Raw genomic sequence first — 22949 nt, 5'->3', positions numbered from 1 at the left:
TCTCTTACTCCGCCGCGACCATGTTCACGGGATCGCGGACGCCGATATCGTCGATGTCAGCCTTGTGCGAATACTGGTCGATGCGCGCTTCGATCTCATGACGGAAATGCGCGATCAGGCCCTGGATCGGCCACGCCGCAGCGTCGCCGAGCGCGCAGATGGTGTGGCCTTCGACCTGTTTTGTGACTTCCAGCAGCATGTCGATTTCGCGCTTGTGGGCGCGGCCGTCGGCCATGCGGGTGAGCACACGCCACATCCACCCCGTGCCTTCGCGGCACGGCGTGCACTGGCCGCAGCTCTCGTGCTTGTAGAAGTAGGAGATGCGGGCAATCGCGCGGATCAGGTCGGTGGACTTGTCCATCACGATCACGGCCGCGGTGCCGAGACCCGAGCGCAGCTTGCTCAAGCTGTCGAAATCCATCGGCGTGTCGATGATCTGCTCGGCCGGCACCATGCGCACCGACGAGCCGCCGGGGATCACGGCCTTGAGGTTGTCCCAGCCGCCGCGGATGCCGCCGCAATGCTTCTCGATCAGCTCACGGAACGGAATGCCCATGGCCTCTTCGACGTTGCAGGGCCGCTCGACATGGCCGGAGATGCAGAACAGCTTTGTACCGACATTGTTCGGACGGCCGATGCCGGCGAACCACGCGGCGCCGCGGCGCAGGATGTCGGGCGCAACCGCGATCGACTCGACGTTGTTGACGGTGGTCGGGCAGCCGAACAGGCCGACATTGGCCGGGAATGGCGGCTTCAGGCGCGGCTGGCCCTTCTTGCCTTCGAGGCTTTCGAGCAGCGCGGTTTCCTCGCCGCAGATATAGGCGCCGGCGCCGTGCGCGACGAAGATGTCGAACGGCCAGCCGTTGACGTTGTCCTTGCCGACCAGCTTGGCCTCATAGGCCTGGTCGATCGCGGCCTGGAGATGCTCGCGCTCCCTGATGAACTCGCCGCGGACATAGATGTAGCAGGCATGCGCGTTCATCGCGCAACTGGCGATCAGGCAGCCCTCGATCAACAGATGCGGATCGTGCCGCATGATCTCGCGGTCCTTGCAGGTGCCGGGCTCGGACTCGTCGGCGTTGACGACGAGATAGCTCGGCCGGCCGTCGGTCGATTCCTTCGGCATGAACGACCATTTGAGACCGGTCGGGAAGCCGGCGCCACCGCGGCCGCGCAGGCCCGAGGCCTTCATCTCGTTGATGATCCAGTCACGGCCCTTGTCGATGATGTTCTTCGTACCATCCCAGGCGCCGCGGCGCCGCGCGCCCTCGAGCCCCCAATCATGGAGGCCGTAGAGGTTCTTGAAGATGCGGTCCTTGTCCTCGAGCATGTCAGTGCTTTCCGATCAACGATTGGACTGCTTGTAGGCAAGTCCGGCGGCGCAGACGGCGAAGGTCAGCGCCCAGAGCAGGCTGGATTCCAGCGACGCGTTCAGACTGAAACGCTGCAGCAGGAAAATGAATGTGGCCGCCACGGCGGCATGCATGGCGATGAAGCCCCACTTCTTCATGGCAGCACGTCCCTCCACTGCCGGCGGCAAGAGATCACGCATCAGGTGACTTCCTTCAGCGTGGTCGGCCCGCCGGTCGGCGCCGAGAACTGGCGGCCGTTCTGCGGGCCGGGCTTGGGCGGATTGCCCGACGCAAAGCCGTCGAGCACCTTGCCAAAGCTTTCCTTGGTCAAATCCTCATAGGTGTCCTTGCCGATCAGCACCATCGGCGCGTTCACGCAGGCACCGAGGCACTCCACCTCTTCCCAGCTGAAATTGCCGTCCTTGGACAGATGGAACGGATCGTGATGGATGCGGTGCTCGCAGACGTGGATGAGATCCTCGGCGCCGCGCAGGCGGCACGGCGTGGTGCCGCAGACCTGGACGTGGGCCTTCTTGCCCACGGGTGCGAGCTGGAACATCGTGTAGAAGGTCGCCACTTCCAGCACGCGTATATAGGGCATGTCGAGCAAGTCGGCGACGGCGCGGATCGCGGCCTCCGAAACCCAGCCGTCGTGCTGTTCCTGAACGCGCCAGAGGATGGCGATGACCGCGGAGGCTTGCCGGCCGGCAGGATATTTCGCGATCTGCTGCTTGGCGAACGCGAGGTTCTCCTCCGTGAACGCAAAGCTCGCGGGCTGGACTTCCTTCGGTGCTAATCGGCGAACGGACATCTGTTCAATCTCTCACTGCATACGGCGCGCGGTCTTGGCATTCAGGACGTTGATCCTGTCCTGCCAGAATGCGCTTGCTGTGCCGAAAACATTGTAGCCGACGTGGGTCGAGACCTTGATGCGATCGAGGATCGACAGCTCGGTCACCGTTTCCATACGCTTCGAGCTGGGATCGTAGACGATCAGCTTCAGCGGGGTCTGTTCCAGGATGAAGCGCGACACCGCGTGGCTGCGGTCGCTGCCGTGCTCCTCGCACATGATGACGCTGTCGGCCTCGAGCAGCCGGGCGCCGCCCTTGATCGCCTCGATCTCGACGCCTTCGACGTCGAGCTTGATCAGATATTTACCGTTCGGAGCGACCTTGCCGTCATCGATGAGATTGTCGAGCGCGATGACCGGCACTTCCTCGCCGCCGCCGGGACCCGCGATGCTGAACTTCTCGTGCTTGGTGCCGGACAGCCGCGCAGTGCCGCGCGAGGAGCCGATTGCCACGCGCATGCATTCGAAGCGACGGCCATTCACCGCGGCGTTGTTGGACAGTTTTGCGAAATTGTCCGACGACGGCTCGATCGCGATCGCCTTGTGGGCACCGAACGGCGCGCTCGAGACCAATACCGACCAGTAGCCGTAGTTCGCACCGCAATCGATCAGCGTGTAGTCGACATCGGCGGCGTTGGCGAACAAGAGCTCTAGCTCATCTTCGTAATTATAGGAGCGATTGAGCAGCTTGCTCCAGTAACCGTCGCCGTAGGGGAATTCGAACACGGCGTCGGCATTGAGCCTGATCGCGATGTTGCGCTCCGGCAGCGTCTTGCGCAGCAGGTTGGCGCAGGCGATGTAGCCCATATGCGAGAAGTGCGACGAGATCTTCGAGCCCGTCACCAGCGCCAAGGCAGCCGTCCGCTCCCACAGGTTGGCCCCTTCGAGGGCCCCCGAGGCACGGTCAAACTGGATCGGCGCCTGCTGGCCCATTACCGATCGACCTCTCCGAACACGATGTCGAGCGAGCCGAGGATCGCCGAGACGTCGGCGAGCAGATGGCCGCGGCAGATGTGATCCATGGCCTGGAGATGGGCAAAGCCCGGCGCGCGGATCTTGCACTTGTAGGGCTTGTTGGTGCCATCCGAGATCAGATAGACGCCGAACTCGCCCTTGGGCGCCTCGACCGCGGTGTAGACCTCGCCGGCCGGCACGTGAACGCCTTCGGTGTAGAGCTTGAAGTGATGGATCAGCGCTTCCATCGAGCGCTTCATCTCGCCGCGGCGCGGCGGCGCGACCTTATTGTCCTCGACGACGACGGGACCCTTCCCGTCAGGCGCGTTCAGCTTCTGGATGCACTGCTTCATGATGCGCACGGACTGGCGCATCTCTTCCATGCGGATCAGATAGCGGTCGTAGCAGTCGCCGTTCTTGCCGATCGGGATGTCGAAATCCAACTCGGCGTAGCATTCATAGGGCTGCGACTTGCGCAGATCCCAGGCCGCGCCCGAACCGCGCACCATCACGCCGGAGAAACCCCACTCCCAGGCTTCCTTCAGCGGCACCACGCCGATGTCGACGTTGCGCTGCTTGAAGATGCGGTTGGCGGTGAGCAGGCGGTCGAGGTCGTCCACCACCTTCAGGAACGGATCGCACCAGGCCTCGATGTCGTCGACCAGCTTCTGCGGCAGGTCCTGATGCACGCCGCCGACGCGGAAGTAGGCCGCATGCATGCGGCTGCCCGAGGCGCGCTCGTAGAACACCATCAGCTTCTCGCGCTCTTCGAAACCCCACAGCGGCGGGGTCAGCGCGCCGACGTCCATCGCCTGCGTGGTGACGTTGAGCAGATGCGACAGGATGCGGCCGATCTCGCAATAGAGCACGCGGATCAACTGCGCCCGGCGCGGCACCTCGATGCCGAGCAGCTTTTCGGCCGCGAGGCAGAAGGCGTGCTCCTGGTTCATCGGCGCGACGTAGTCGAGGCGGTCGAAATAAGGGATCGCCTGCAGATAGGTCTTCTGCTCGATCAGCTTCTCGGTGCCGCGATGAAGCAGGCCGATATGCGGATCGACGCGCGCGACGACTTCGCCGTCAAGCTCCAGCACCAGGCGCAGCACGCCGTGCGCAGCTGGATGCTGCGGCCCGAAGTTGATGGTGAAATTGCGAAGCTGTTCGGGTTGCTCGTTCATGATCAGACCTTCGGCCCTGCTTTTTCATCGCCCGGAAGGACCGGATAATCGGCCCCCTCCCATGGAGACAAAAAGTCGAACTTGCGGAATTCCTGGTTGAGCCGGACGGGCTCGTACACCACCCGCTTCTCCTGGTCGTCGTAGCGGACCTCGACGAAGCCGGTGGTCGGGAAATCCTTGCGCAGCGGATGGCCCTCGAAGCCGTAGTCGGTGAGAAGGCGGCGCATGTCGGGGTGACCGACGAAGAACACGCCATAGAGGTCGTAGGCCTCGCGCTCGAACCAGTCGGCGCCGGGGAACACCTCGATCAGCGACGGCACCTGCGTGGTCTCGTCGGCCTGGGCCTTGAGCCGGATCCGCGCGTTCAGGGTCGGGGACAGGAAGTGATAGATCACGTCGAAGCGCTTTTCGCGCGACGGATAATCCGCGGCTGTGATGTCGGTGAAGTTGATGAAGCGGCACTTCGGGTCGTCGCGTAGGTACTTGACCACCTCGACGATCCTGCTGACCTCGACATCGACCGTGAGCTGGTTGAAGGCCACCGCGTGACCGATGGCGGCGCCCGGAAGCGCGCTCACGATCGTCTGCCCCAGGGCGTCGAGCTTGGCGTCGTCCATGACGTAAAACCTTAGCGTTCGATGGTGCCGGTGCGGCGGATCTTCTTCTGCAGCAGCAGCACGCCGTAGAGCAGCGCTTCCGCCGTGGGCGGGCAGCCCGGCACGTAGATGTCGATCGGCACGATGCGGTCGCAGCCGCGCACGACCGAGTAGGAGTAGTGATAATAGCCGCCGCCGTTGGCGCAGGAGCCCATCGAGATGACGTAGCGCGGCTCGGGCATCTGGTCGTAGACCTTGCGCAGCGCCGGCGCCATCTTGTTGGTCAGGGTGCCGGCGACGATCATGACGTCGGACTGGCGCGGCGAGGCACGCGGCGCGAAACCGAAGCGCTCGACGTCGTAGCGCGGCATCGAGACCTGCATCATCTCGACCGCGCAGCAGGCAAGACCGAAGGTCATCCACATCAGCGAGCCGGTGCGCGCCCAAGTGATGAGGTCGTCGGTCGCGGCTGTGAAGAAGCCCTTGTCGGACAGCTTCGAATTGACCTCGAGGAAGAACGGATCATTGGCCCCGACCGGCTTGCCGGTCGACGGATCGAGGATGCCCTTGGGGGCCGGCGCGAGAACCGGACCGGCGGACGATGCTGGGTTCAATCCCATTCCAGTGCTCCTTTCTTCCATTCATAGGCGAACCCGACCGTGAGCACGCCGAGGAACACCACCATGGACCAGAAGCCGGTCGCGCCAAGCTTGCCGAACGCCACCGCCCAGGGAAACAGGAACGCCACCTCGAGGTCGAAGATGATGAAGAGGATGGCGACCAGATAGAAGCGGACGTCGAATTTCATGCGGGCATCGTCGAAGGCGTTGAAACCGCACTCATACGCCGACAGCTTTTCCGGGTCCGGCTGCTGGAACGCCACGATGAACGGCGCGATCAGCAACACCAGGCCGATGAGGCCCGCTACCCCTATAAAGACCACGAGTGGAAGATAATTCTGCAGAATGCCGCTCATTGACGAGCCCTTTTTCCCGCAGCCTCGGGACAGCCACGGATTCGTCCGATTTGGAATTGTTCTGAGCCTTAGCGCAGTGCACCAATGGGCGCAAGACACGCTCTTTTTAGGCCCTTTGCCGCCCCCAGAACGGTGAAAATCCCGGAATCACCCCGCGGCTGGTATGGAGCAGATCGACCGCCCCAGCAAGGGCGCCCTGATCAGCCCAAGCGCGCTGGGCCGTGACGTCCACTGTTGGGAAAGCTCACTTTATTCAGGCCGCGCCGCAGCAAAGTCCGGATTGCAACGAGGACAGGTGCCCCACCGTCATCCCAGCGACATGCAGGCAGCCGCATTCCACAGCAATGCGGCAAGCAGGCCGGTGACGGTCGCTGCCGCGCGCCGGCCAGGTTCAGCAAAGACGCGTATCCCCAGGCGGCCGATCCGGGAGCCATGCACCACGATCGGACCGGGGCTCGTCTGGCGAATACATCCACAAATGCGCCGGCCCGGATTGGCCGCGAGCGCGGCTCCGGTGACGTGGAGTGTCGTCACGCGCGCCGCGCTCGCATGAGCTTCGGGCCGGGGGGCAAAGCCCGCGAGCTCACCGATCTCTGGGGTCAAGACCAGCGGCTCGCTGGTCAGGCTCTTACGATGGCCGTTTCCCCTCGCCCGTCCTCACCATTTGTAGGAGACGCTGGCAGTGACGCGCCGGCGATCGCCGTAGAAGCATGCGCTTGCCGACGAGCAGCTTCCCACGAATATCTTGTCCGTGATGTTGGAGACGTTGAGCGCGTACCGCCAGCCCTGCCATTCGTAGTGAACCGCCGCGTCGCCCAACACGTAGGCCGGCACCTCCAGCGTGTTCATATTGTCGGCAAATGATCGGCCAACGTAGCGGATGCCACCACCAAATCCGAGCCCGGTCAACGGACCAGATTGGATCGTGTAGTCGGCCCAGCCCGAAGTGAGCTGGCTCGGCGTATTGGTCGGCAGCTTGCCGATCAGCGCGGCATTGAGGTCGCGGCTGACGAAGATGTCGTAGACCGTGTGGGACGCCATCACCTTCAGGCCGGGCATGACGTTCGCGACCGCCTCGAGCTCGATACCGCGCGAGGTCACTTCGCCGGTCTGCACCGACAGCAGCGCATTATTCGGATCTGTCGTGAGCACATTTTCACGCTTCAGGTCGAAGAACGCGATTCCAAAATGCCCGTCGAAGCCATGTGGCTGGTACTTGACGCCGACCTCGGCCTGCTTGGCCGTCTCCGGCAGATAAAGCTGGTTCAGGGTAAAATTGGTTCCGATGATCGGATTAAAGCTGGTCGCGTAGGAGACGTAGGGCGCAAGGCCGGCATCGAAATTGTAGATCAGTCCGGCGCGGCCCGAGAACGCGCTGTCGTTGCGCCCCATGTTCGCACCGATGTGGTTATCGTTATAGGTGTCGACCCAGTCGTTGCGGCCCGAGAGCACCAGCGTCAGGCGATCGAGCTTGATCTGGTCCTGCGCATAGACGCCGAACTGCTTCTGCGTCAGCGTGGCGTTCTGATACGGAGCGCCGCTGAAAGGCGCTGTCTGCGTGTAGACGGGATCGAGCAGGTTGAGGGAAGTCGCCCCGCCAAAACCCTGATAGTCGTCGATCTTGTAGTGCTTGAGGTCGACGCCGAACAACGAAATGTGCTGGAACGGACCAGTCGAGAAGCGGTACTCGACCTGATTGTCGAGATTGGCCTGATTGGCAACGCCATTGGTGAAGAAGTTGCCGCGTGCCAGATTGGCGGCAGCCGCCGTCGTCGCATAACCGAGGCCGTAGAGCGTTGCATAAGTCACGTCGACATGGGCGAAACGCGCGTTCTGACGGAGGGTGACGCTGTCCGACAAGTTGCGCTCGAACTGATAGCCGACCATCTCCTGCTCGCGCTTGAAGCTATCGACGCTGGGGTCACCGACGAAACGGCTGGTCGGAATCTTCCCCCAGGGCGCGTCGACGACGGTGCCGACATAGGGCAGGAAGCCGATGCCGCGCGTGTCCTGCTTGGAAGCGGAGGCAAGAACCGTCAGTGTGGTGTCCGCATCGGGCTTCCAGGTGAAGGACGGCGCGATGAAGTAGTTGTTGTCGGGGGTGAAGTCGACCTGGGTGCCGCCATTCTTGACCTGACCGACGATGCGATAGAACAGCTTGCCCGGCTCCGTCGCGGTTGCAACCGGTCCGCCGAAGTCGAACGAGAGATAGCCGTTGCCGAAATTGTTGACGCCGACCTCGACATAGCGGATCGGTTCAGCCGGCGGCATCTTCGAAATGGCATTGACGATGCCGCCCTGGCTCGACCCGCCGTACAGCACTGCGGACGGGCCACGCAGGATTTCAACGCGCTCCAGATTGAATGGCTGCAGCTTCCAGCTCGCATAGGACGTGTAGAAGAGCTGTAGCCCGTCGAGGAACAGGCCGGTGTCGTCAGACTTGAATCCGCGGATCAGGAACCAGTCGTTGCGCGTATCGGCGCCGAACGTCTCGCCGCGAACACCGGGCGAATAGCGCAGGACTTCGTCGAACTTGCTCGGCTTCTGGTCGCGGATCTGCTCGGCGCCGATCACCGACACCGACTGCGGCGTCTCCATGATCGGCGTGTTGGTCTTGGTACCGGACGAGCTGCGACCGGCGACATAGCCATTCACCGGTCCGCGCGGCGTCTCGACGAAGCCGACATTGCGCTGTGGCTGCGGCTTGCTTCGATTGGCGCTCTGCACCGAGCGCGGCGCGCGACGCTGCGGCGTCGCGGCAGCACGTCGGCGCGCTTCCGGCGCGGCGACGGTCACCGACGGCAGATTCTGCGCGCCGCTCTGCGCGGAGGATTGTGCGAACGATGCCTGCGGCACCAAAACCCAAGCGGATGCGGTCGCCAGCACGGCCGACCGCAGCATTCCAAGACTGTTCAACGCGCACCCCGAAGCTGCATGTTTGCGACGTCATGCCGTCGTTCCCCCAACGGCATGCGTTTGCGGTGACGCTTATGGGAGCGCGCGCGAATTCCCTAATTGAAAAGGTCTTAGAAAGGCTCTTAGAAACGATCCAACGTTTCCGGGGGTTACCGAGCGATCAGCGCGACACTTTTTCGGCTTCGAGCATCTTCTCGGCGGTCGCCGTGAGACGATCGATCTGCGCAAGGAGAGTCTCGAACTCGTCCTTGCTCAACTGCTCGAGCAATTGCCGATTGCGATCCTGCGCACCTGCGACGATTGCATCATGCGCGGCGAGCCCTGCCGCGGTCAGAGCGACCAGCACCTCGCGGCTGTCATTCGGGTTCGCCGATTTCGCGATCAGCTTGCGCGAAACGAGTTCCGCGAGCGCACGGCTGATCTGTCCCTTGTCCTGCCCGACGGCTTCGGCGAGCCGCGCCACACTCATCGGCGGCCGCCGGCCGAGCGAAGCGACGAGACCGAACTCGACCGAGGACAATCCGGCGAGGCGCTTGTAGCGCAGGATGGCGCCGCGCTTGAGCAGATTGGCCAGCACCATCAGCCGCGACGACAGCATCACCGTGATCGGCGCCGGCGAATGAGTTTCGTCCGCATCGGACGACCCGCGCCCGTCCCTGCTCGATGTATGGCTCATCATCCACCTCTGCCAAGAAAGCCGGGGTGTGCCAAGTGCTGGTAGCGCAACCTCCCCCGCCACTTCCGAAATGCGACCAAAAGGCATTCCAGAAGATCGTTGACATTGTCATCGAATTATTTTTCACTGGGACACCGCACCAAGATGCGAACCGGCCACCAAGGCCCGCGGCGGGAGGAACAGCATGACGACGACCCAGCGGGATCGTGATCTCGGCACGGCCTATGCGATGAAGCCGCCACACACGCGCACCGAGCTCACGTCGGTCGTGCGCGGCACGCCGATGGGCGAATTGCTGCGCCGCTACTGGCATCCGGTCGGGCTCACCAGCGATGCCACCGACACGCCGAAGAAGGTGCGCGCGCTCGGCGAGGATTTGATCCTGTTCCGCGACAAGCACGGCCGCGTCGGCCTGCTGCACGCGCGCTGCTGCCATCGCGGCACCACGCTCTATTACGGCAAGGTCGAGGAAGACGGCATCCTGCTATCACGGCTGGAAGTTCGACACCGAAGGCCATTGCCTGGAGCAACCCTGCGAGCCCGACGGCGGCCAGTTCAAGGACAAGGTGCGCCAGCCCTGGTATCCGGTCGACGAGCGCTACGGGCTGATCTTCGCCTATATGGGTCCGGCCGAGAAACGCCCGGTGCTGCCGGCTTACGAATGCCTGGAGACGATGGACGACGGCGAGTTCGTCGAAGCTGATGACTCCTCGATCGGCGGCGGCGGGCCGGCGGTCATCCCATGCAACTGGCTGCAGCATTTCGAGAACGTGGTCGATCCCTATCACGTGCCGGTGCTGCACGGCTCGTTCTCGGGACCCCAATTCACCAACATGATGGCTTCGATGCCCGAGGTGAAATTCGACAAGACGCCGCGCGGCATCGCGGTGCGCTCGATCCGCAAGCAGGATGACGGCAAGGTATTCTACCGCGTCACCGAAGCCGTCCTCCCCACCCTGCGCGTCGTGCCGAACCCGCGCGTGGCGCAATTCGCCCGCGTCGAGTCGATCGGCTGGACGCTGCCGATCGACGACACGTCTTTCCGCATCTACGTCGCCGGCCGCGTTAAAAATTCCGGCGACATCGGCCGCATGCGCTCGAAGTTCAACGGAAAATTCTGGTGGGACATGACCGAGGCCGAGCACCAGCAATTCCCCGGCGACTATGAAGCCCAGGTCGGCCAGGGCCCGCAGACCATCCATTCCGAGGAGCATTTCGGCCAGAGCGACCGCGGCATCCTGATGTTGCGGCGCATGCTGACCGAGCAGCTCGACACGATGGCGGCCGATCGCGATCCGATCGGCGTCTCGTTCGATGCAAGCGCGCCCGCGGTCGAATTCGAAGCGGGGAACTACATCCGGAACTCCAGCTCCTTGTCTTGACGCGTTTTCTTTACGCGAACCGGCATCCGCTTCGCTCGAAAGCGCTTCAAGGCCGCCGGCTCGAATAAGGGCTGGACCGACAACGATAACAAAGACAAATTGGGGGGCGCGATGGTCGATGTAACGTCACAAATGTCGGTGCAGACGGCCGCCGCGGCAAAGCCCTCGGCGCGGCGTTATTACGTGCTGGGCCTGCTCACCATCATCTATGCGCTGAACTTCCTCGACCGCACGATCTTCAACGTCCTGATTGAGCCGATCAAGAAGGAGTTTCAGCTCAGCGACACCATGATGTGCCTGCTCGCGGGCTTCGGATTCGCGCTGTTCTATTCCCTGCTGGGCATTCCGATCGCGCGCGTCGCCGACCGGCTCAACCGGCGCAACATCGTCGCCCTCGCCTTCGCGTTCTGGAGCGCGATGACGGCGCTGTGCGGCGCGGCTTCCAGCGTGACCTCGCTGGCGCTGGCGCGTATCGGCGTCGGCATCGGCGAATCCGCCGGCTCGCCCGCCTCGCAGTCGATCGTCGCGGACCTCTTTGCCAAGAACGAGCGTCCGCGTGCGCTCGGCATCTACGCCATCGGCACCTATCTCGGCGTCTTCCTCGGCTATTTCGTCGGCGGCTACGTCAACCAGCATTATGGCTGGCGATCGGCGTTCTATGTCGCGGGCCTGCCGGGCATCCTGCTCGCCGTGCTGCTGTGGATGACGATCTCCGAGCCGAAGCGCGGCGCCATGCAGGAGAGCTTCGTGCCCGAACCGCTCGGGCCGACGCTGCGTTTCCTGGCCTCGCAGCGGAGCTTCGTCATCGTGCTGATCGGCTTCTGCCTCACCACCTACACGAACTACGCGACCGCGGCCTGGATCCCGCCGTTCCTGGCCCGCGTGCACCATCTGTCGAGCGTCGAGATCGGCACCTATGCCGGCACTTTCAAGGGGCTCGCCGGCATGGCCGGCACCCTGCTCGGCGGTTTCGTGGTGGCGCAAGTGAGCCGCCGCGACGATCGCTGGAAGCTGTGGGCGCCCGCGATCACTTCTGGGCTCGCTGGCCCCGTGTTTGCGCTCTGCATGCTGACGCAGGATTTCACGATGATGGTGGCGATGCTGGCGCTGACCTCGTTCCTGGTCGGCTTCCATCTCGGCCCGATCTTCGCAATCGCCCAGACGGTGGCCAAGCCCAGCATGCGCGCGCTCGCCTCCGCCCTGATCGCACTCACCGCGACCTGCTTCGGCCAGGGCGTCGGCCCGCTCGCCGTTGGCGTGGTCAACGACGCCCTGAAGGGCGCTTACGGCGCCGACGCCGTGCGCTATTCGCTGCTCTCGGCGGCCGTCACGACCACGCTGGGCGCTCTCCTGTTCGTCTGGGCGGCGCGAACCATCCGCACTGACATCGAGCGGGCGGGCTAGCCGCCCATGAACGCCAGCATGTCCGCGGTCAGGCGCTCGCCGTGCGTCAGCGGCAGCGGATGCGGGGCGCCTTCGTAGACGGTCAGCTTGCTGCCCTTGATCAGCTTCGCGGTCTTTGCACCGGTCAATGGCAGCGGCGCGCTGGCATCCTTGTCGCCATGGACGATCAGCGTCGGGCGATCGATCCTGGCGGCTTCCGCGCGCAGATCGGCGAAGGCGATGGCCTTGCGGCAGGCCAGCGCCACCGGCAGCGGCACGCTCAGCATCATCTCGCGGATCCAGGTCCTCGTGATCTCGGGTGTCTCGGCAGTGAAGAACGGCGCTTCGTTTGCCGCAATCCATTTCGGGAAGTCGCGCGCGATGGCTGCGTTGTCGGCCTCGATCATCGCCTTCGGAACCGCATCCGGATTGTCTTCGGTCTTGACCAGGAACGGCGTCGTCGGCGCAACCAGCACCAGCCTTGCGATCCGGTCCGATCCGTATCGTCCGAGATAGTTCACCGCCTCGGCCGTCCCCATCGAGAAGCCGACCAGCGTCACGTCGCGCAGGTCGCGCGCCTCGATCAACGCGGCGACGTCGCCGGTCAGCGTGTCCAGGTCATAACCCGCGGACGGCATCTCGGACCGGCCATGCCCGCGCCTGTCGGGCGCAATACAGCGAAAGCCTTTTGCGTTGAGGGCGTCAATCTGGCTGCCCCAGATGCTGGCGTCGAATGTCCAGGCCGACAGCAGCAGCACGGGTTGTCCGCTGCCCCAATCCTGCACGAACAGTTTTGTGCCGTCCCTGGCCGTCACAAAAGACGGCCGTTCATTCTGCTGGGCCGCTGCCGCTGGCGTGCTCGCACCGGACGCTGCCGCGAGGGCAGTCCCAAGCAAAGTGGCTTCGAGGACGGTTCGACGGTTCATCGCGCTTCTCCATTGCCGATTTCTTGGCCGATCGGTCGGCCCATCGGTCGCGGCCGATGGAATCGATCATGACAAGGCGGGATCGCCTCCGCGATTACGCGCCAGGTAAGACCGCGTAAGGCCCTTCGGCCGCCCCCAGGGAGAAACCGGCTAATCGGCCAGATGAAACCATTTTGCGGAACCCGCGAAACCATCCGGAAACAGACGGTCCTTAAGACAAGAGCCATAGACGGCGGCAAAGCCCGTCGGGAGGCTCAGATGAACCACTCAATTCACTCTGCTGATCGCGGTACCCACCTGAAGATCGTGGTGGTGGCACTGGTGGCTGGCATTCTGGTCACCGGCTTCGGGATCGCGGCCCGCACCAATGCCGATCTCAGCCAGACCGCCCAGTCCACCCACGTCATCAAGGCCGGCAAGCCGGTGGCGGTGACCAGCGCGGGGACGTCGGAGATTCGCTGACACGCCCTGTTCCGGGCTGACCAATGGCCGCCTCCGGGCGGCCTTTTCGTTTTCCAAAGCAATACTTAGCTGGGGCACCCCGGCAAAGCGCAACATCCTTGACTTCACCAAGCCCCGCCTTTAAGTCCCCCCTCGTTCCGCGCGCTTTCAGCGAACCACGCGGGAGTAGCTCAGTTGGTTAGAGCGCCGGCCTGTCACGCCGGAGGTCGCGGGTTCGAGCCCCGTCTCTCGCGCCATTTTGGCAATCCCTTCATAGCCTTAGACCAAACTTCTCGACGCCTTTCGCGGCTGTGCCGGCGATTGCCGGCGTCCGTCGGGAACTCGCGGCATAGTCAGCCCGCGCCCGAATCGTCTAGGCCTTCCACGACTTGGAGGGATCCCCACGATTTCCCGGCCTTTCCGGGCTTCCCTTGTCATTGGACCATCGAGGAGGCCAGACATGGCTAAGAAGGATTCGGCGAAGAAAGCAGCCGCTCCCGCCACCATTACGCTGAAACACCTCGCCGCCGACATTGCGGAGAGCCAGGACATGTCGAAGAAGCGCGCCGAGGCCGTCCTGACCGACATGGTCGATCTGATCACCAAGCACCTCAAGAAGGGCGACCGCGTCCGGATCGTGGGTCTCGGCATCCTCCAGGTCCGCAAGCGCGCCGCCCGCACCGGCCGCAATCCGGCCACCGGCGAACCGATCCACATCAAGGCCAGCAAGAAGGTCGCCTTCCGCCCGGTCAAGGAACTGAAAGAGGCGATCTGATATTACGTTTTGTTAAGCCTGATCCGGCGTCGCCCCGGCCGCAACGTGGCCCGCTTTTCTGGTATACCGCCTACTCCCCCTCACGCCCGGCGGTTTGATCAGAAATGTCCTCCCTCCCCTTTTCGCACACCGTGACCGAGCGCTTCCTGCGTTACGTCACCATCGACACCCAGTCCGATCCGGACTCCCCGGCCTCGCCCTCGACCGAGAAGCAGAAGGATCTCGGCCGCGTGCTCGCCGCCGAACTGCAGGCCATGGGCGTCGCGGACGCCCATCTCGACGACTACGGCTACGTCTACGGAACGATCCCGGCCAACACACCGAAGAAGGTGCCGGTGATCTGCTTCTGCTCGCACATGGACACCTCGCCCGACGTCACCGGCAAGGACGTCAAGCCGCAAATCGTGAAGAACTATCGCGGCGGCGACATTACGCTGCCGGGCGACACCAGCCAGGTGATCCGCTTCGCCGAGCACCCCGCGCTTAAGAACCAGATCGGCAACGACATCATCACCACCGACGGCACCACGCTGCTCGGCGCCGACAACAAGGCGGGCGTCGCCGAGATCATGGATGCCGCGCATTTCTTCATCAACAACCCCGACGTGAAGCACGGCACCATCAAGATCCTGTTTACGCCGGACGAGGAGATCGGCCGCGGCGTCGACAATGTCGACATCAAGAAACTCGGCGCCGATTTCGGCTACACCATGGACGGCGAAAGCGCGGGCTCCGTCGAGGACGAGACCTTCTCGGCTGATGGGGCCACCATCACCATCAACGGCGTCAGCGCCCATCCCGGCTATGCCAAAGGGAAGATGGAGCACGCGATCAAGATCGCGGCCGCCATCGTCGAACGTCTGCCCAAGGAAGGCTGCTCGCCGGAAACGACCTCGGGCAAGCAGGGTTTCCTGCACCCGATCGGAATCGACGGTGCGCTGGAGCAGGCGACGCTCTCCTTCATCGTACGCGACTTCACCGAGGAGGGACTGAAGGAAAAGGAAGTCCTGCTCGAGACCATCGTCAAGGACGTGATGAAGGACTATCCGCGCTCGACCTACAAATTCGAGGTGCGGGAGCAGTACCGCAACATGAAGCAGGTGATCGACCGTCACCCGCACATCCTCGAATACGCCATCGAGGCGATCCGCCGCGCGGGCCTGCGCCCGATGCGCACCGCGATCCGCGGCGGCACCGACGGCTCGCGGCTGTCCTTCATGGGCCTGCCCTGCCCCAACATCTTCGCCGGCGAACACGCGTTCCACTCGCGCCTGGAATGGGTCAGCCGCCAGGACATGGAGAAGGCGGTGCAGACCATCGTGCACCTTGCGATGATCTGGGAGGAGAAGGCGTAGCGCCGCTGGTCAAGGCAATGTGGCCGGGATTGCTCCCGGCCATCATCCTGCAGGTTACGGCACCGGCATCGCGCGCGGACTGCGATGGAAGCGGTTCGAGCTTGCCATCCAGTTCGGCAGAGGTTCGCCATCGCGGTGCCGGCCGCCGGCAACTGCAGCAGCCCAGGCCACCGCGGCACCGATCAGCGCCGCCGCCGCAACGGAAAAGGCGACGATGACCGAGTTGCGCCGCGCGCGGCTGATTGCCGTGTGGGCGTCCGCGACCACCGCATCGACCCGCCGTTCGGAGTCCGGCGCAGCCAAGCCCGTCGCCGCGGCGACCTGCTGCACGAGATAGGTTCGATCATCGGTGCTGACGCCGCTATGGCTCGACGATGTCATCAGGATGCGTCCGGCCTCGGCGCGGGTTTCCCGCATGTCGGTGCCGGGAGGCCGCCGCGGCGCGCGGAACAGCTTGTCGAGCTCGTAGCTCAACAGCGGCTCGGCGGGGGTCGCATTCGCGCTCGAGATGCGCATCGGCGAACGGTCGATCGCCGATGCGCCGATGAGTGCCAGCAGCCCGGCGCCGATCAGCACGGCCAGGGCCCAGGACGTCAGCCCATGAAGACCGTCCCGGCGCTCGCCGTCGTCCTCGATCGTCGCCAGCGCGGGCGCCGGACGCGCTGTTCGGCCGGCGATATAACCGCCGAAGCCGAAGCTGACGATCGCCTGGACGATCAGATACAGCCCGGAAAGCAGAGCGAGCGCCGCCGATGCATCGCGCCAGGTCGGCGAGGCCGAACTGACACCGAGGCCGACTGCAACGCCAAAGCCGACCAGGATGAACGACATCGCACCGGCGGCCAACGCGCCTGCGAGGACCGAGCTCCACTGGATGCTTCGGCGTTCCTCGGCAGCGCCGCCGCCGGCATCCATGATGTCTTCCCGCGCGAGAGTTTCCATCGCCATCGCCGCTCCCTCAGCGCAGGCCGAAGAACGACAAGATCGCCATGATCACGACGATCAAGCCGATCAGATAGATCAATCCGTCCATAGTCCCATCCTCCTCACATGCTCCGGGGCGCTAATGAGAGGGGCTGCCGAACGTTCCTAATTTTTCTGCCGCCGGCAGGAACGAGCCGCCTGGCTGCGGGTTGCCCGTGCGAATCCCAAGGATAAAAATTGTGAGCACAAAAGGCCTCAGCCGGTCAGCCCCGGGCTGGGGCCTTTTTGTATCCAGCAGCGTGCGACATCGAGTTCCCCCGACGTAACACTATTGCGGGTCGACACTGTTCCGGCCGCCATGCTACCGCAGGCGGATCAGGAACCCGAGCCGCTCCGTGACTGCGATCCGCCGCCCATACAGCTTCTTCGCCTTGCGCAACTGGCGCGGGCTGGTGGCTGCGCTCGTTGCGGTCATGTACCTGCTGTCGGGCGCGCTCCATGGCGCGCACGACATCGATGTCACGAGCCCCTCCGGCGGCTCGGAGATCGCCGCGATCCTCGACGACGGTTCCGCCGGCCATGGCGATCACAAGGGGCTCGGTGGCCATCACTGCCATGGCTGCTTCTCGATCGCTGTCGCACAGCCGCTGCATTCAGGAGCCGCGGGCGACATCGTTGCCGCACCGGTCGCGCAGAAGCAGCCGACGCTCGTCGGCATCGCACCCGACACGACATCCCCACCCCCCAAACATCTGACCTGAACCGATCAGCCGGGCGCCCACGCGCCCATCTTGCTTTTGTTCACAGGTCATCTTCATGTCTTGCAGACGAACTGCCGCGCGCCTTGCGTGCGCGATGGCGATTCTCGTTGGCCCCTGGCTGACGCAGCACGCGCACGCCCAGACCCTGACCATGCGCGCCGCACTGTCGCGCGCTCTGGCGGCCAGCCCGCGCCTGACCGCGGCGGAGCGCGATGTCGGTATCGCCACGGGCCAGCGCGTCCAGGCGGGCGCCCTGCTCAATCCGGAACTGTCCTACGAGCAGGACAATTCGCTCGGCTCGGGCATCTATCGCGGCACGAAATCCGCCGAAACAACGCTCCAGATCAGCCAGGCCTTCGAGCTGTTCGGCAAGCGCGATGCGCGGATCGCCGCGGGCGCAGCCGGCATCGAGGTCGCCGCGATCCAGCGCAAGGCTGTCCGGCTCGAGGTGCTGTCGGAGACCGCGATCGCCTTCCTCGGCGTGCTCGGCGCCCAGCGGCGGATCCATATCCTCGACGAGCAGATCGAAGCCATCGACCGGCTGACGCCGCTCTTGCGCCGGCGCGTCGAAGCCGGCGCCTCCTCGCCGGCCGAAACCGGCCGTGCGGAAGTGGCATCCGCACTGGTGAAGGCCGATCGCGAACGCTTCAAGGCGACGCTGGCCAGCGCCCGGCGCGAGCTTGCGGTGCTGATGGGAGACCCTGCCGCAAAATTCGGCGAGGTCTCGGGGCGGCTCGACACCATGGGACGGCCGCCGACGTTCCAGTCGGTCGTCGCCGCCATCGATGCCAATCCGCAGCTGGTGCGCTGGACCGCGATTTATGCCCAGCGCAACGCCGAGCTGCTGATGGCGCGGCTCCGGCCCTATCCCGACGTGCGGATCGCCGCCGGCTGGCGCCATTTCAACGAGACCAATGACGACGCGGTTCGGCTCACCGTCTCGGTGCCGATCCCCGTGTTCGACCAGAACCAGGGCAATATTCTCTCCGCGCAGGAAAGCCTCGCCAAGACCAGGGCCGAGCGCGAGGCCAACCGCAACACTCTGATCGTGGTCGCCGGCCGCGCCTACGACTCGCTCCAGGGCTCGCTGCGCGAGCTCGCGGTGCTGCGCGAGACCGCCATTCCCAAGGCTGCGGAAGCTTCGGAAGCCATTTCCCAAGGCTATGGCCAGGGCCGCTTCACCCTGCTCGAAGTGCTCGACGCCCAGGCGAGCGTCGCCCAGGCGCGGCTGCGCGAGCAGGAAGCGCTGCAGAATTTCCACGCGGGTGTGGCGACCATCGAGGGCCTCGTCGGCAATCCCTTCACGCTGGCGCGGGAGAGCGCACGATGAAGACCTCCTCTGCCATTCTCGTCGCCGTCGTGGCCGCCGCGCTCGGCGCCTACGGCTATTCCCTGCTCGCACCGGTCAGGGTCACGCCCGCCGAGCATGCCGCGGATAAGAAGCCGGAGAAGCCGAACGACCATGTCGAGCAGGACGAGCACGGCGCCGACCGCATCCGCATCTCCGACGTCAAGCTGGCCGCCGCGGGCGTGACGCTGGCGGAAGCCGCCAGCGCGACGCTGACCGACACGCTCGCCTTCAACGGCATTTTGCGCGCCAACCAGGAGGCGGTCGTTCAGGTCACGCCGCGCTTTCCCGGAGTTGCAAAATCGATCCTGAAGCGCATCGGCGACAAGGTCGGCAAGGACGATCTGCTCGCCACCATCGAGAGCAACCAGAGCCTGACCGTCTACGAGCTCAAGGCGCCGCTCGCGGGCACCGTCATCGAGCGGCAGATCTCGCTCGGCGAATACGCCTCCGAACAGAAGCCCGCCTTCGTCGTCGCCGACCTGTCCTCCATCTGGGTCGATCTGTCGATCTACCGGCAGGACCTGAAGCGCGTCCGCCTCAACGACGAGGTGCTGATCGATCCCGACGACGGCCGCGGCGAGATCAAGGGCACGATCTCCTACATGGCGCCGATCGGCAGCAGCGAGACCCAGACCGCACTTGCGCGCGTGGTGCTGCCAAATCCGGACGGGCGCCTGCGGCCCGGACTGTTCGTCACGGCGCGGCTGATCCTCGCAGCGCGCGACGTCGCGGTCGCCGTGCGCAAGAGCGCAATCCAGACGCTGGAAAACAGGACCATCGTGTTCGTTCGCGAGGACGGCGACAAGATCGAGGCGCGCCCGGTGGAAACAGGTGATTCCGACCCGAGATTCGTGGAGATCCGCGCCGGCCTTTCGGCCGGCGAGCGCTACGTCGCCGAGAACAGTTTTGTGGTCAAGGCGGAGATGGGCAAGGGAGACGCCGACCATGATTGACGCGCTCCTCGGCTTCTCCCTTCGCCAACGATGGCTCGTGGTCCTGTTCGCGCTCGCAGCCGGCGCCTTCGGCGCCTGGAATTTCACCCGCCTGCCGATCGACGCGGTCCCTGACGTCACCAACGTGCAGGTCCAGATCAACACGCGCGCGCCGGGCCTGTCGCCGCTCGAATCCGAGCAGCGCATCACCTTCCCGATCGAGACCGCGATGGGCGGGCTGCCCAAGCTCGAATACACCCGCTCGATCTCACGCTATGGCCTGAGCCAGGTCACCGTCGTATTCGAGGACGGCACCGACATCTATTTCGCGCGGCAGCTCGTCAACGAGCGCATCCAGCAGGCAAAGGACCAGCTTCCAGCCGGAACCGAGGTCGCGATGGGGCCGATCTCGACCGGCCTTGGCGAGATCTATGTCTACTCCGTCGAGGCCAAGGCCGGCGCGAAGTCACAGACCGGTGCCGAGTTCACGCCGACGGAGCTGCGCACCATCCAGGACTGGATCATCAAGCCGCAACTGCGCACCATTCCGGGCGTGATCGAGGTCAACTCGATCGGCGGTTACGAGCGGCAGTTCCACGTGCTGCCGATCCCCGGCCGGCTGATGGCCTACAAGCTCGGCTTTCGCGACATCATGACGGCGCTGGCTGCCAACAACGCCAATGTCGGTGCCGGCTATATCGAGCGCAACGGCGAGCAATATCTCGTCCGCGCCCCGGGCCAGGTCGCCAATATCGCGGAAATCCGCGACATCGTGATCGGCTCGCGCGGCGGCGTCCCGGTGCGCATCCGAGACGTCGCGGACGTCCAGGAAGGCCACGACCTGCGCTCGGGCGCTGCGACCGCAAACGGCAGCGAAACCGTGCTCGGCACCGCCATGCTGCTGATCGGCGAGAACAGCCGCACGGTAGCCCAGCGCGTGAAGGCGCGGCTCGCGGAGGTCGCGAAATCGCTCCCTGATGGCGTGATCGCGCGCGCCGTCTATGACCGCACGCACCTGGTGGAAGCCACCATCCAGACCGTCGAGAAGAACCTCATCGAGGGCGCCGCGCTGGTTATCGCGGTGCTGTTCCTGATCCTCGGCAACATCCGCGCTGCGCTGATCACCGCCTGTGTCATTCCCCTTTCCATGCTGTTTACGATCACGGGCATGGTCGAGAGCCAGGTCAGCGCCAATCTGATGAGCCTCGGTGCGATCGACTTCGGCATCATCGTCGACGGCGCGGTCATCATCGTGGAGAACTGTCTGCGGTTGCTCGCTGCCGAGCAGCACCTGCGCGGCCGGCCGCTGTCGCTCGAAGAGCGGATGGAGACGATCCGCGCCGGCAGCAGCGAGGTCATCAAGCCGAGCCTGTTCGGCACGCTGATCATCGCCGTGGTCTACCTGCCGGTCCTGACCCTGACGGGGACCGAGGGCAAGATGTTCACGCCGATGGCGCTCACCGTGCTGATGGCGCTTGCCGGTGCGGCGCTGTTGTCGATCACCTTCGTCCCGGCCGCGGTCGCGATCTTCGTCACCGGCAGGATCTCGGAGAAGGAGAACATCTTCATGCGAGCGGCCAGGCGCTTCTACGTGCCGCTGCTCGATCGCGCCATCCGCTACCGCGGCAGCGTCGCTTTTGGCGCCATGCTGATCGTCGCCGGCAGCGTCTTCGCCGCGACGCGCATGGGCGGCGAATTCATCCCGAGCCTGGATGAAGGCGACATTACCATCGAGACCATCCGGATTCCCGGCACCAGCCTGACCCAGAGCGTCGACATGCAGCTCCGGCTGGAAAAGGCGATCAAGCAGGTACCGGAGGTCGCGACCATCTTCTCCAAGATCGGCACCGCCGAGATCGCCAACGATCCGATGCCGCCGAATATGACCGACACCTATGTCACGCTCAAGCCACGCGACGAATGGCCCGATTCAGGCAAGCCCAAGGACGAGGTGGTCGCCGAGCTCGAACGCGCCGCCAACACCCTGCCCGGCACGGCCTATGGCATGACCCAGCCGATCCAGATGCGCTTCAACGAGCTCATTGCCGGCATCCGCAGCGACGTCGGCGTGAAGATATTCGGCGACGATCTCGACGTGCTTGCCGGCATCGCCCAGCAGGTCAACGGCGTCGTCCACGCCATCGAGGGCGCGGCCGACGTCAAGACCGAGCAGATCGCGGGCCTGCCGATCCTCACGGTGAAGCTCGACCGCCAGGCGCTGTCGCGTTACGGCCTCAGCCTCAGCGAGGTGCAGAACCTCGTCGAGATCGCGATCGGGGGAAAACCGGTCGGAAAGCTGTTCGAGGGCGATCGCCGCTTCGACATCGTGGTGCGGCTGCCGGAAAGCCTGCGGGCCAACCCTGAAACGATCAAGTCCTTGCCGATCCCGCTGCCGCCGGGCGAGGATGCACCGGCGGTCACCAAAACCGCATGGCCGGGCGGAAACGCAGCGCTCCGCTACGTGCCGCTGTCCTCCGTCGCGACGATCGAGATCGCACCCGGCCCCAACCAGATCAGCCGCGAGAACGGCAAGCGCCGCGTGGTGGTCATGGCCAACGTTCGCGGGCGCGACCTTCGCTCCTTTGTCGCCGAGACCCAGAACGCAGTGGCAGAGAAGGTCAAGCTGCCGCCCGGCTACTGGATCGGCTGGGGCGGACAGTTCGAGCAGTTGGTCTCCGCGACCAAACGGCTGACGATCGTGGTGCCGGTGGCGCTGCTGCTCGTGTTCCTGCTGCTGTTCATGGGCATGGGATCGGCGGCCGATGCGGCTCTCGTGTTCTCCGGCGTGCCGCTGGCCCTGACCGGCGGCGTGATGGCGCTGCTGCTGCGCGGCATCCCGCTGTCGATCAGCGCCGGTGTCGGCTTCATCGCGCTCTCCGGCGTCGCCGTGCTCAACGGGCTCGTCATCATCACTTTCATCGAGCGGCTGCGCAGCGAGGGGCGTCCCGTCCCGGAGGCCGTTCGCGAGGGCGCGCTGACGCGGCTGCGTCCGGTGCTGATGACGGCGCTGGTCGCCTCGCTCGGCTTCGTGCCGATGGCCCTTGCCACCGGGGCCGGAGCCGAGGTGCAGCGGCCGCTCGCGACCGTGGTGATCGGCGGCATCATCTCCTCGACCGTGCTGACGCTCCTGGTGCTGCCTGCACTCTACCTGCTGTTCCGCCGTGACGCAGGCACCGAAACGCCTACAATGGGACCTGATTTGTTAGCTTCCGGGGAGCGGTAGA

The 22949-nt window shown here is 64.7% G+C and carries 21 protein-coding genes, 1 tRNA gene and 1 pseudogene; 10 read left to right on the top strand and 13 right to left on the bottom strand.

The window, feature by feature from the left end; genetic code table 11:
• Nucleotides 1-4: 4 nt before the first annotated feature.
• The 11 genes from nuoF to JQ572_RS27820 all read right to left on the bottom strand — a co-directional run bounded on the left by nuoF (nt 5) and on the right by JQ572_RS27820 (nt 9495).
• Complete coding sequence (gene nuoF / locus JQ572_RS27870; protein WP_211386032.1) at nt 5-1330, bottom strand: NADH-quinone oxidoreductase subunit NuoF; 1326 nt, start codon at nt 1328-1330, stop codon at nt 5-7.
• Nucleotides 1331-1345: 15 nt separating this feature from the next.
• Nucleotides 1346-1552, bottom strand: coding sequence for a hypothetical protein (locus JQ572_RS27865; protein WP_211386031.1), 207 nt, complete (start codon nt 1550-1552; stop codon nt 1346-1348).
• Nucleotides 1552-2163: an NADH-quinone oxidoreductase subunit NuoE gene (gene nuoE, locus JQ572_RS27860; RefSeq protein ID WP_211386030.1), complete on the bottom strand. Its 612-nt coding sequence runs from the start codon at nt 2161-2163 to the stop codon at nt 1552-1554. Before nuoE ends, JQ572_RS27865 begins: the two co-directional genes overlap by 1 nt.
• A gap of 12 nt (nt 2164-2175) precedes the next feature.
• Complete coding sequence (locus tag JQ572_RS27855; protein WP_211386029.1) at nt 2176-3135, bottom strand: FkbM family methyltransferase; 960 nt, start codon at nt 3133-3135, stop codon at nt 2176-2178.
• A complete protein-coding gene (locus JQ572_RS27850) occupies nt 3135-4331 on the bottom strand; it encodes an NADH-quinone oxidoreductase subunit D (protein WP_211386028.1) in 1197 nt (398 codons plus the stop codon). Before JQ572_RS27850 ends, JQ572_RS27855 begins: the two co-directional genes overlap by 1 nt.
• Nucleotides 4332-4333: 2 nt before the next feature.
• Nucleotides 4334-4948, bottom strand: a complete 615-nt coding sequence (locus tag JQ572_RS27845; protein WP_211386027.1) for an NADH-quinone oxidoreductase subunit C — start codon at nt 4946-4948, stop codon at nt 4334-4336.
• An 11-nt stretch (nt 4949-4959) separates the two neighbouring features.
• Nucleotides 4960-5547: a NuoB/complex I 20 kDa subunit family protein gene (locus tag JQ572_RS27840; protein ID WP_211386026.1), complete on the bottom strand. Its 588-nt coding sequence runs from the start codon at nt 5545-5547 to the stop codon at nt 4960-4962.
• Nucleotides 5538-5903: an NADH-quinone oxidoreductase subunit A gene (locus JQ572_RS27835; RefSeq protein WP_007603535.1), complete on the bottom strand. Its 366-nt coding sequence runs from the start codon at nt 5901-5903 to the stop codon at nt 5538-5540. Before JQ572_RS27835 ends, JQ572_RS27840 begins: the two co-directional genes overlap by 10 nt.
• A gap of 306 nt (nt 5904-6209) precedes the next feature.
• Nucleotides 6210-6506: a hypothetical protein gene (locus tag JQ572_RS27830; RefSeq protein WP_211386025.1), complete on the bottom strand. Its 297-nt coding sequence runs from the start codon at nt 6504-6506 to the stop codon at nt 6210-6212.
• 54 nt (nt 6507-6560) lie between these two features.
• Nucleotides 6561-8804 carry a TonB-dependent siderophore receptor gene (locus JQ572_RS27825; RefSeq protein WP_211386024.1) on the bottom strand — a complete coding sequence of 748 codons (2244 nt, stop codon included), beginning with the start codon at nt 8802-8804 and terminating at the stop codon, nt 6561-6563.
• Nucleotides 8805-8979: 175 nt separating this feature from the next.
• A complete protein-coding gene (locus tag JQ572_RS27820) occupies nt 8980-9495 on the bottom strand; it encodes a MarR family winged helix-turn-helix transcriptional regulator (protein ID WP_211386023.1) in 516 nt (171 codons plus the stop codon).
• Nucleotides 9496-9679: 184 nt separating this feature from the next.
• On the opposite strand from JQ572_RS27820, the pseudogene JQ572_RS35460 reads away from it, so the two are divergent.
• Both JQ572_RS35460 and JQ572_RS27810 read left to right on the top strand, forming a co-directional pair.
• Nucleotides 9680-10877 (top strand): annotated as a pseudogene (locus JQ572_RS35460) (Rieske 2Fe-2S domain-containing protein).
• Between the two features lie 111 nt (nt 10878-10988).
• Nucleotides 10989-12281, top strand: a complete 1293-nt coding sequence (locus JQ572_RS27810; protein WP_211386022.1) for a spinster family MFS transporter — start codon at nt 10989-10991, stop codon at nt 12279-12281.
• On the opposite strand, the gene JQ572_RS27805 is transcribed toward JQ572_RS27810, so the two are convergent.
• Nucleotides 12278-13186 carry an alpha/beta fold hydrolase gene (locus JQ572_RS27805; protein ID WP_249129428.1) on the bottom strand — a complete coding sequence of 303 codons (909 nt, stop codon included), beginning with the start codon at nt 13184-13186 and terminating at the stop codon, nt 12278-12280. The two genes, JQ572_RS27810 and JQ572_RS27805, sit on opposite strands and share 4 nt — an antisense overlap.
• Before the next feature lie 258 nt (nt 13187-13444).
• Between JQ572_RS27805 and JQ572_RS27800 the strand changes: the two genes are divergently transcribed.
• The 4 genes from JQ572_RS27800 to pepT all read left to right on the top strand — a co-directional run bounded on the left by JQ572_RS27800 (nt 13445) and on the right by pepT (nt 15757).
• Nucleotides 13445-13648, top strand: coding sequence for a hypothetical protein (locus tag JQ572_RS27800; protein WP_211386021.1), 204 nt, complete (start codon nt 13445-13447; stop codon nt 13646-13648).
• Nucleotides 13649-13807: 159 nt separating this feature from the next.
• Nucleotides 13808-13884: transfer RNA gene (locus JQ572_RS27795), tRNA-Asp, on the top strand.
• Nucleotides 13885-14087: 203 nt separating this feature from the next.
• On the top strand, nt 14088-14402 hold the full coding sequence (locus JQ572_RS27790) for an HU family DNA-binding protein (RefSeq protein ID WP_211386020.1): 315 nt from the start codon (nt 14088-14090) through the stop codon (nt 14400-14402).
• 104 nt (nt 14403-14506) lie between these two features.
• Nucleotides 14507-15757 (top strand): peptidase T, encoded by a 1251-nt coding sequence (gene pepT, locus JQ572_RS27785; RefSeq protein ID WP_211386019.1) that lies wholly within the window; start codon nt 14507-14509, stop codon nt 15755-15757.
• Between the two features lie 54 nt (nt 15758-15811).
• Here pepT and JQ572_RS27780 read toward each other — a convergent pair whose 3' ends face one another.
• Nucleotides 15812-16705, bottom strand: a complete 894-nt coding sequence (locus JQ572_RS27780; protein ID WP_211386018.1) for a hypothetical protein — start codon at nt 16703-16705, stop codon at nt 15812-15814.
• 371 nt (nt 16706-17076) lie between these two features.
• On the opposite strand from JQ572_RS27780, the gene JQ572_RS27775 reads away from it, so the two are divergent.
• The 4 genes from JQ572_RS27775 to JQ572_RS27760 are packed head-to-tail and all read left to right on the top strand — an operon-like array spanning nt 17077 to nt 22948.
• On the top strand, nt 17077-17442 hold the full coding sequence (locus tag JQ572_RS27775; RefSeq protein WP_433996207.1) for a hypothetical protein: 366 nt from the start codon (nt 17077-17079) through the stop codon (nt 17440-17442).
• A gap of 55 nt (nt 17443-17497) precedes the next feature.
• Complete coding sequence (gene ihpA, locus JQ572_RS27770; protein ID WP_211386017.1) at nt 17498-18772, top strand: divalent metal ion exporter subunit IhpA; 1275 nt, start codon at nt 17498-17500, stop codon at nt 18770-18772.
• Nucleotides 18769-19746 carry a divalent metal ion exporter adaptor subunit IhpB gene (gene ihpB, locus JQ572_RS27765; RefSeq protein WP_211386016.1) on the top strand — a complete coding sequence of 326 codons (978 nt, stop codon included), beginning with the start codon at nt 18769-18771 and terminating at the stop codon, nt 19744-19746. Before ihpA ends, ihpB begins: the two co-directional genes overlap by 4 nt.
• Complete coding sequence (locus JQ572_RS27760; protein WP_211386015.1) at nt 19739-22948, top strand: efflux RND transporter permease subunit; 3210 nt, start codon at nt 19739-19741, stop codon at nt 22946-22948. Before ihpB ends, JQ572_RS27760 begins: the two co-directional genes overlap by 8 nt.
• Nucleotide 22949: the final 1 nt, after the last annotated feature.

The organism is Bradyrhizobium sp. SZCCT0153 (assembly GCF_018129995.1).
GTDB lineage: Bacteria > Pseudomonadota > Alphaproteobacteria > Rhizobiales > Xanthobacteraceae > Bradyrhizobium > Bradyrhizobium japonicum_G.
The sequence above is the reverse complement of the archived record's forward strand: the minus strand, read 5'-3'. Positions and strand labels throughout refer to the sequence as shown.

Coding starts and splice junctions, on each gene's coding strand:
- nuoF (WP_211386032.1), bottom strand. CDS start 1,330: ATGCTCGAGGACAAGGACCGCATCTTCAAGAACCTCTACGGCCTCCAT.
- JQ572_RS27865 (WP_211386031.1), bottom strand. CDS start 1,552: ATGCGTGATCTCTTGCCGCCGGCAGTGGAGGGACGTGCTGCCATGAAG.
- nuoE (WP_211386030.1), bottom strand. CDS start 2,163: ATGTCCGTTCGCCGATTAGCACCGAAGGAAGTCCAGCCCGCGAGCTTT.
- JQ572_RS27855 (WP_211386029.1), bottom strand. CDS start 3,135: ATGGGCCAGCAGGCGCCGATCCAGTTTGACCGTGCCTCGGGGGCCCTC.
- JQ572_RS27850 (WP_211386028.1), bottom strand. CDS start 4,331: ATGAACGAGCAACCCGAACAGCTTCGCAATTTCACCATCAACTTCGGG.
- JQ572_RS27845 (WP_211386027.1), bottom strand. CDS start 4,948: ATGGACGACGCCAAGCTCGACGCCCTGGGGCAGACGATCGTGAGCGCG.
- JQ572_RS27840 (WP_211386026.1), bottom strand. CDS start 5,547: ATGGGATTGAACCCAGCATCGTCCGCCGGTCCGGTTCTCGCGCCGGCC.
- JQ572_RS27835 (WP_007603535.1), bottom strand. CDS start 5,903: ATGAGCGGCATTCTGCAGAATTATCTTCCACTCGTGGTCTTTATAGGG.
- JQ572_RS27825 (WP_211386024.1), bottom strand. CDS start 8,804: ATGCTGCGGTCGGCCGTGCTGGCGACCGCATCCGCTTGGGTTTTGGTG.
- JQ572_RS27820 (WP_211386023.1), bottom strand. CDS start 9,495: ATGAGCCATACATCGAGCAGGGACGGGCGCGGGTCGTCCGATGCGGAC.
- JQ572_RS27810 (WP_211386022.1), top strand. CDS start 10,989: ATGGTCGATGTAACGTCACAAATGTCGGTGCAGACGGCCGCCGCGGCA.
- JQ572_RS27805 (WP_249129428.1), bottom strand. CDS start 13,186: ATGAACCGTCGAACCGTCCTCGAAGCCACTTTGCTTGGGACTGCCCTC.
- JQ572_RS27800 (WP_211386021.1), top strand. CDS start 13,445: ATGAACCACTCAATTCACTCTGCTGATCGCGGTACCCACCTGAAGATC.
- JQ572_RS27790 (WP_211386020.1), top strand. CDS start 14,088: ATGGCTAAGAAGGATTCGGCGAAGAAAGCAGCCGCTCCCGCCACCATT.
- pepT (WP_211386019.1), top strand. CDS start 14,507: ATGTCCTCCCTCCCCTTTTCGCACACCGTGACCGAGCGCTTCCTGCGT.
- JQ572_RS27780 (WP_211386018.1), bottom strand. CDS start 16,705: ATGGCGATGGAAACTCTCGCGCGGGAAGACATCATGGATGCCGGCGGC.
- ihpA (WP_211386017.1), top strand. CDS start 17,498: ATGTCTTGCAGACGAACTGCCGCGCGCCTTGCGTGCGCGATGGCGATT.
- ihpB (WP_211386016.1), top strand. CDS start 18,769: ATGAAGACCTCCTCTGCCATTCTCGTCGCCGTCGTGGCCGCCGCGCTC.
- JQ572_RS27760 (WP_211386015.1), top strand. CDS start 19,739: ATGATTGACGCGCTCCTCGGCTTCTCCCTTCGCCAACGATGGCTCGTG.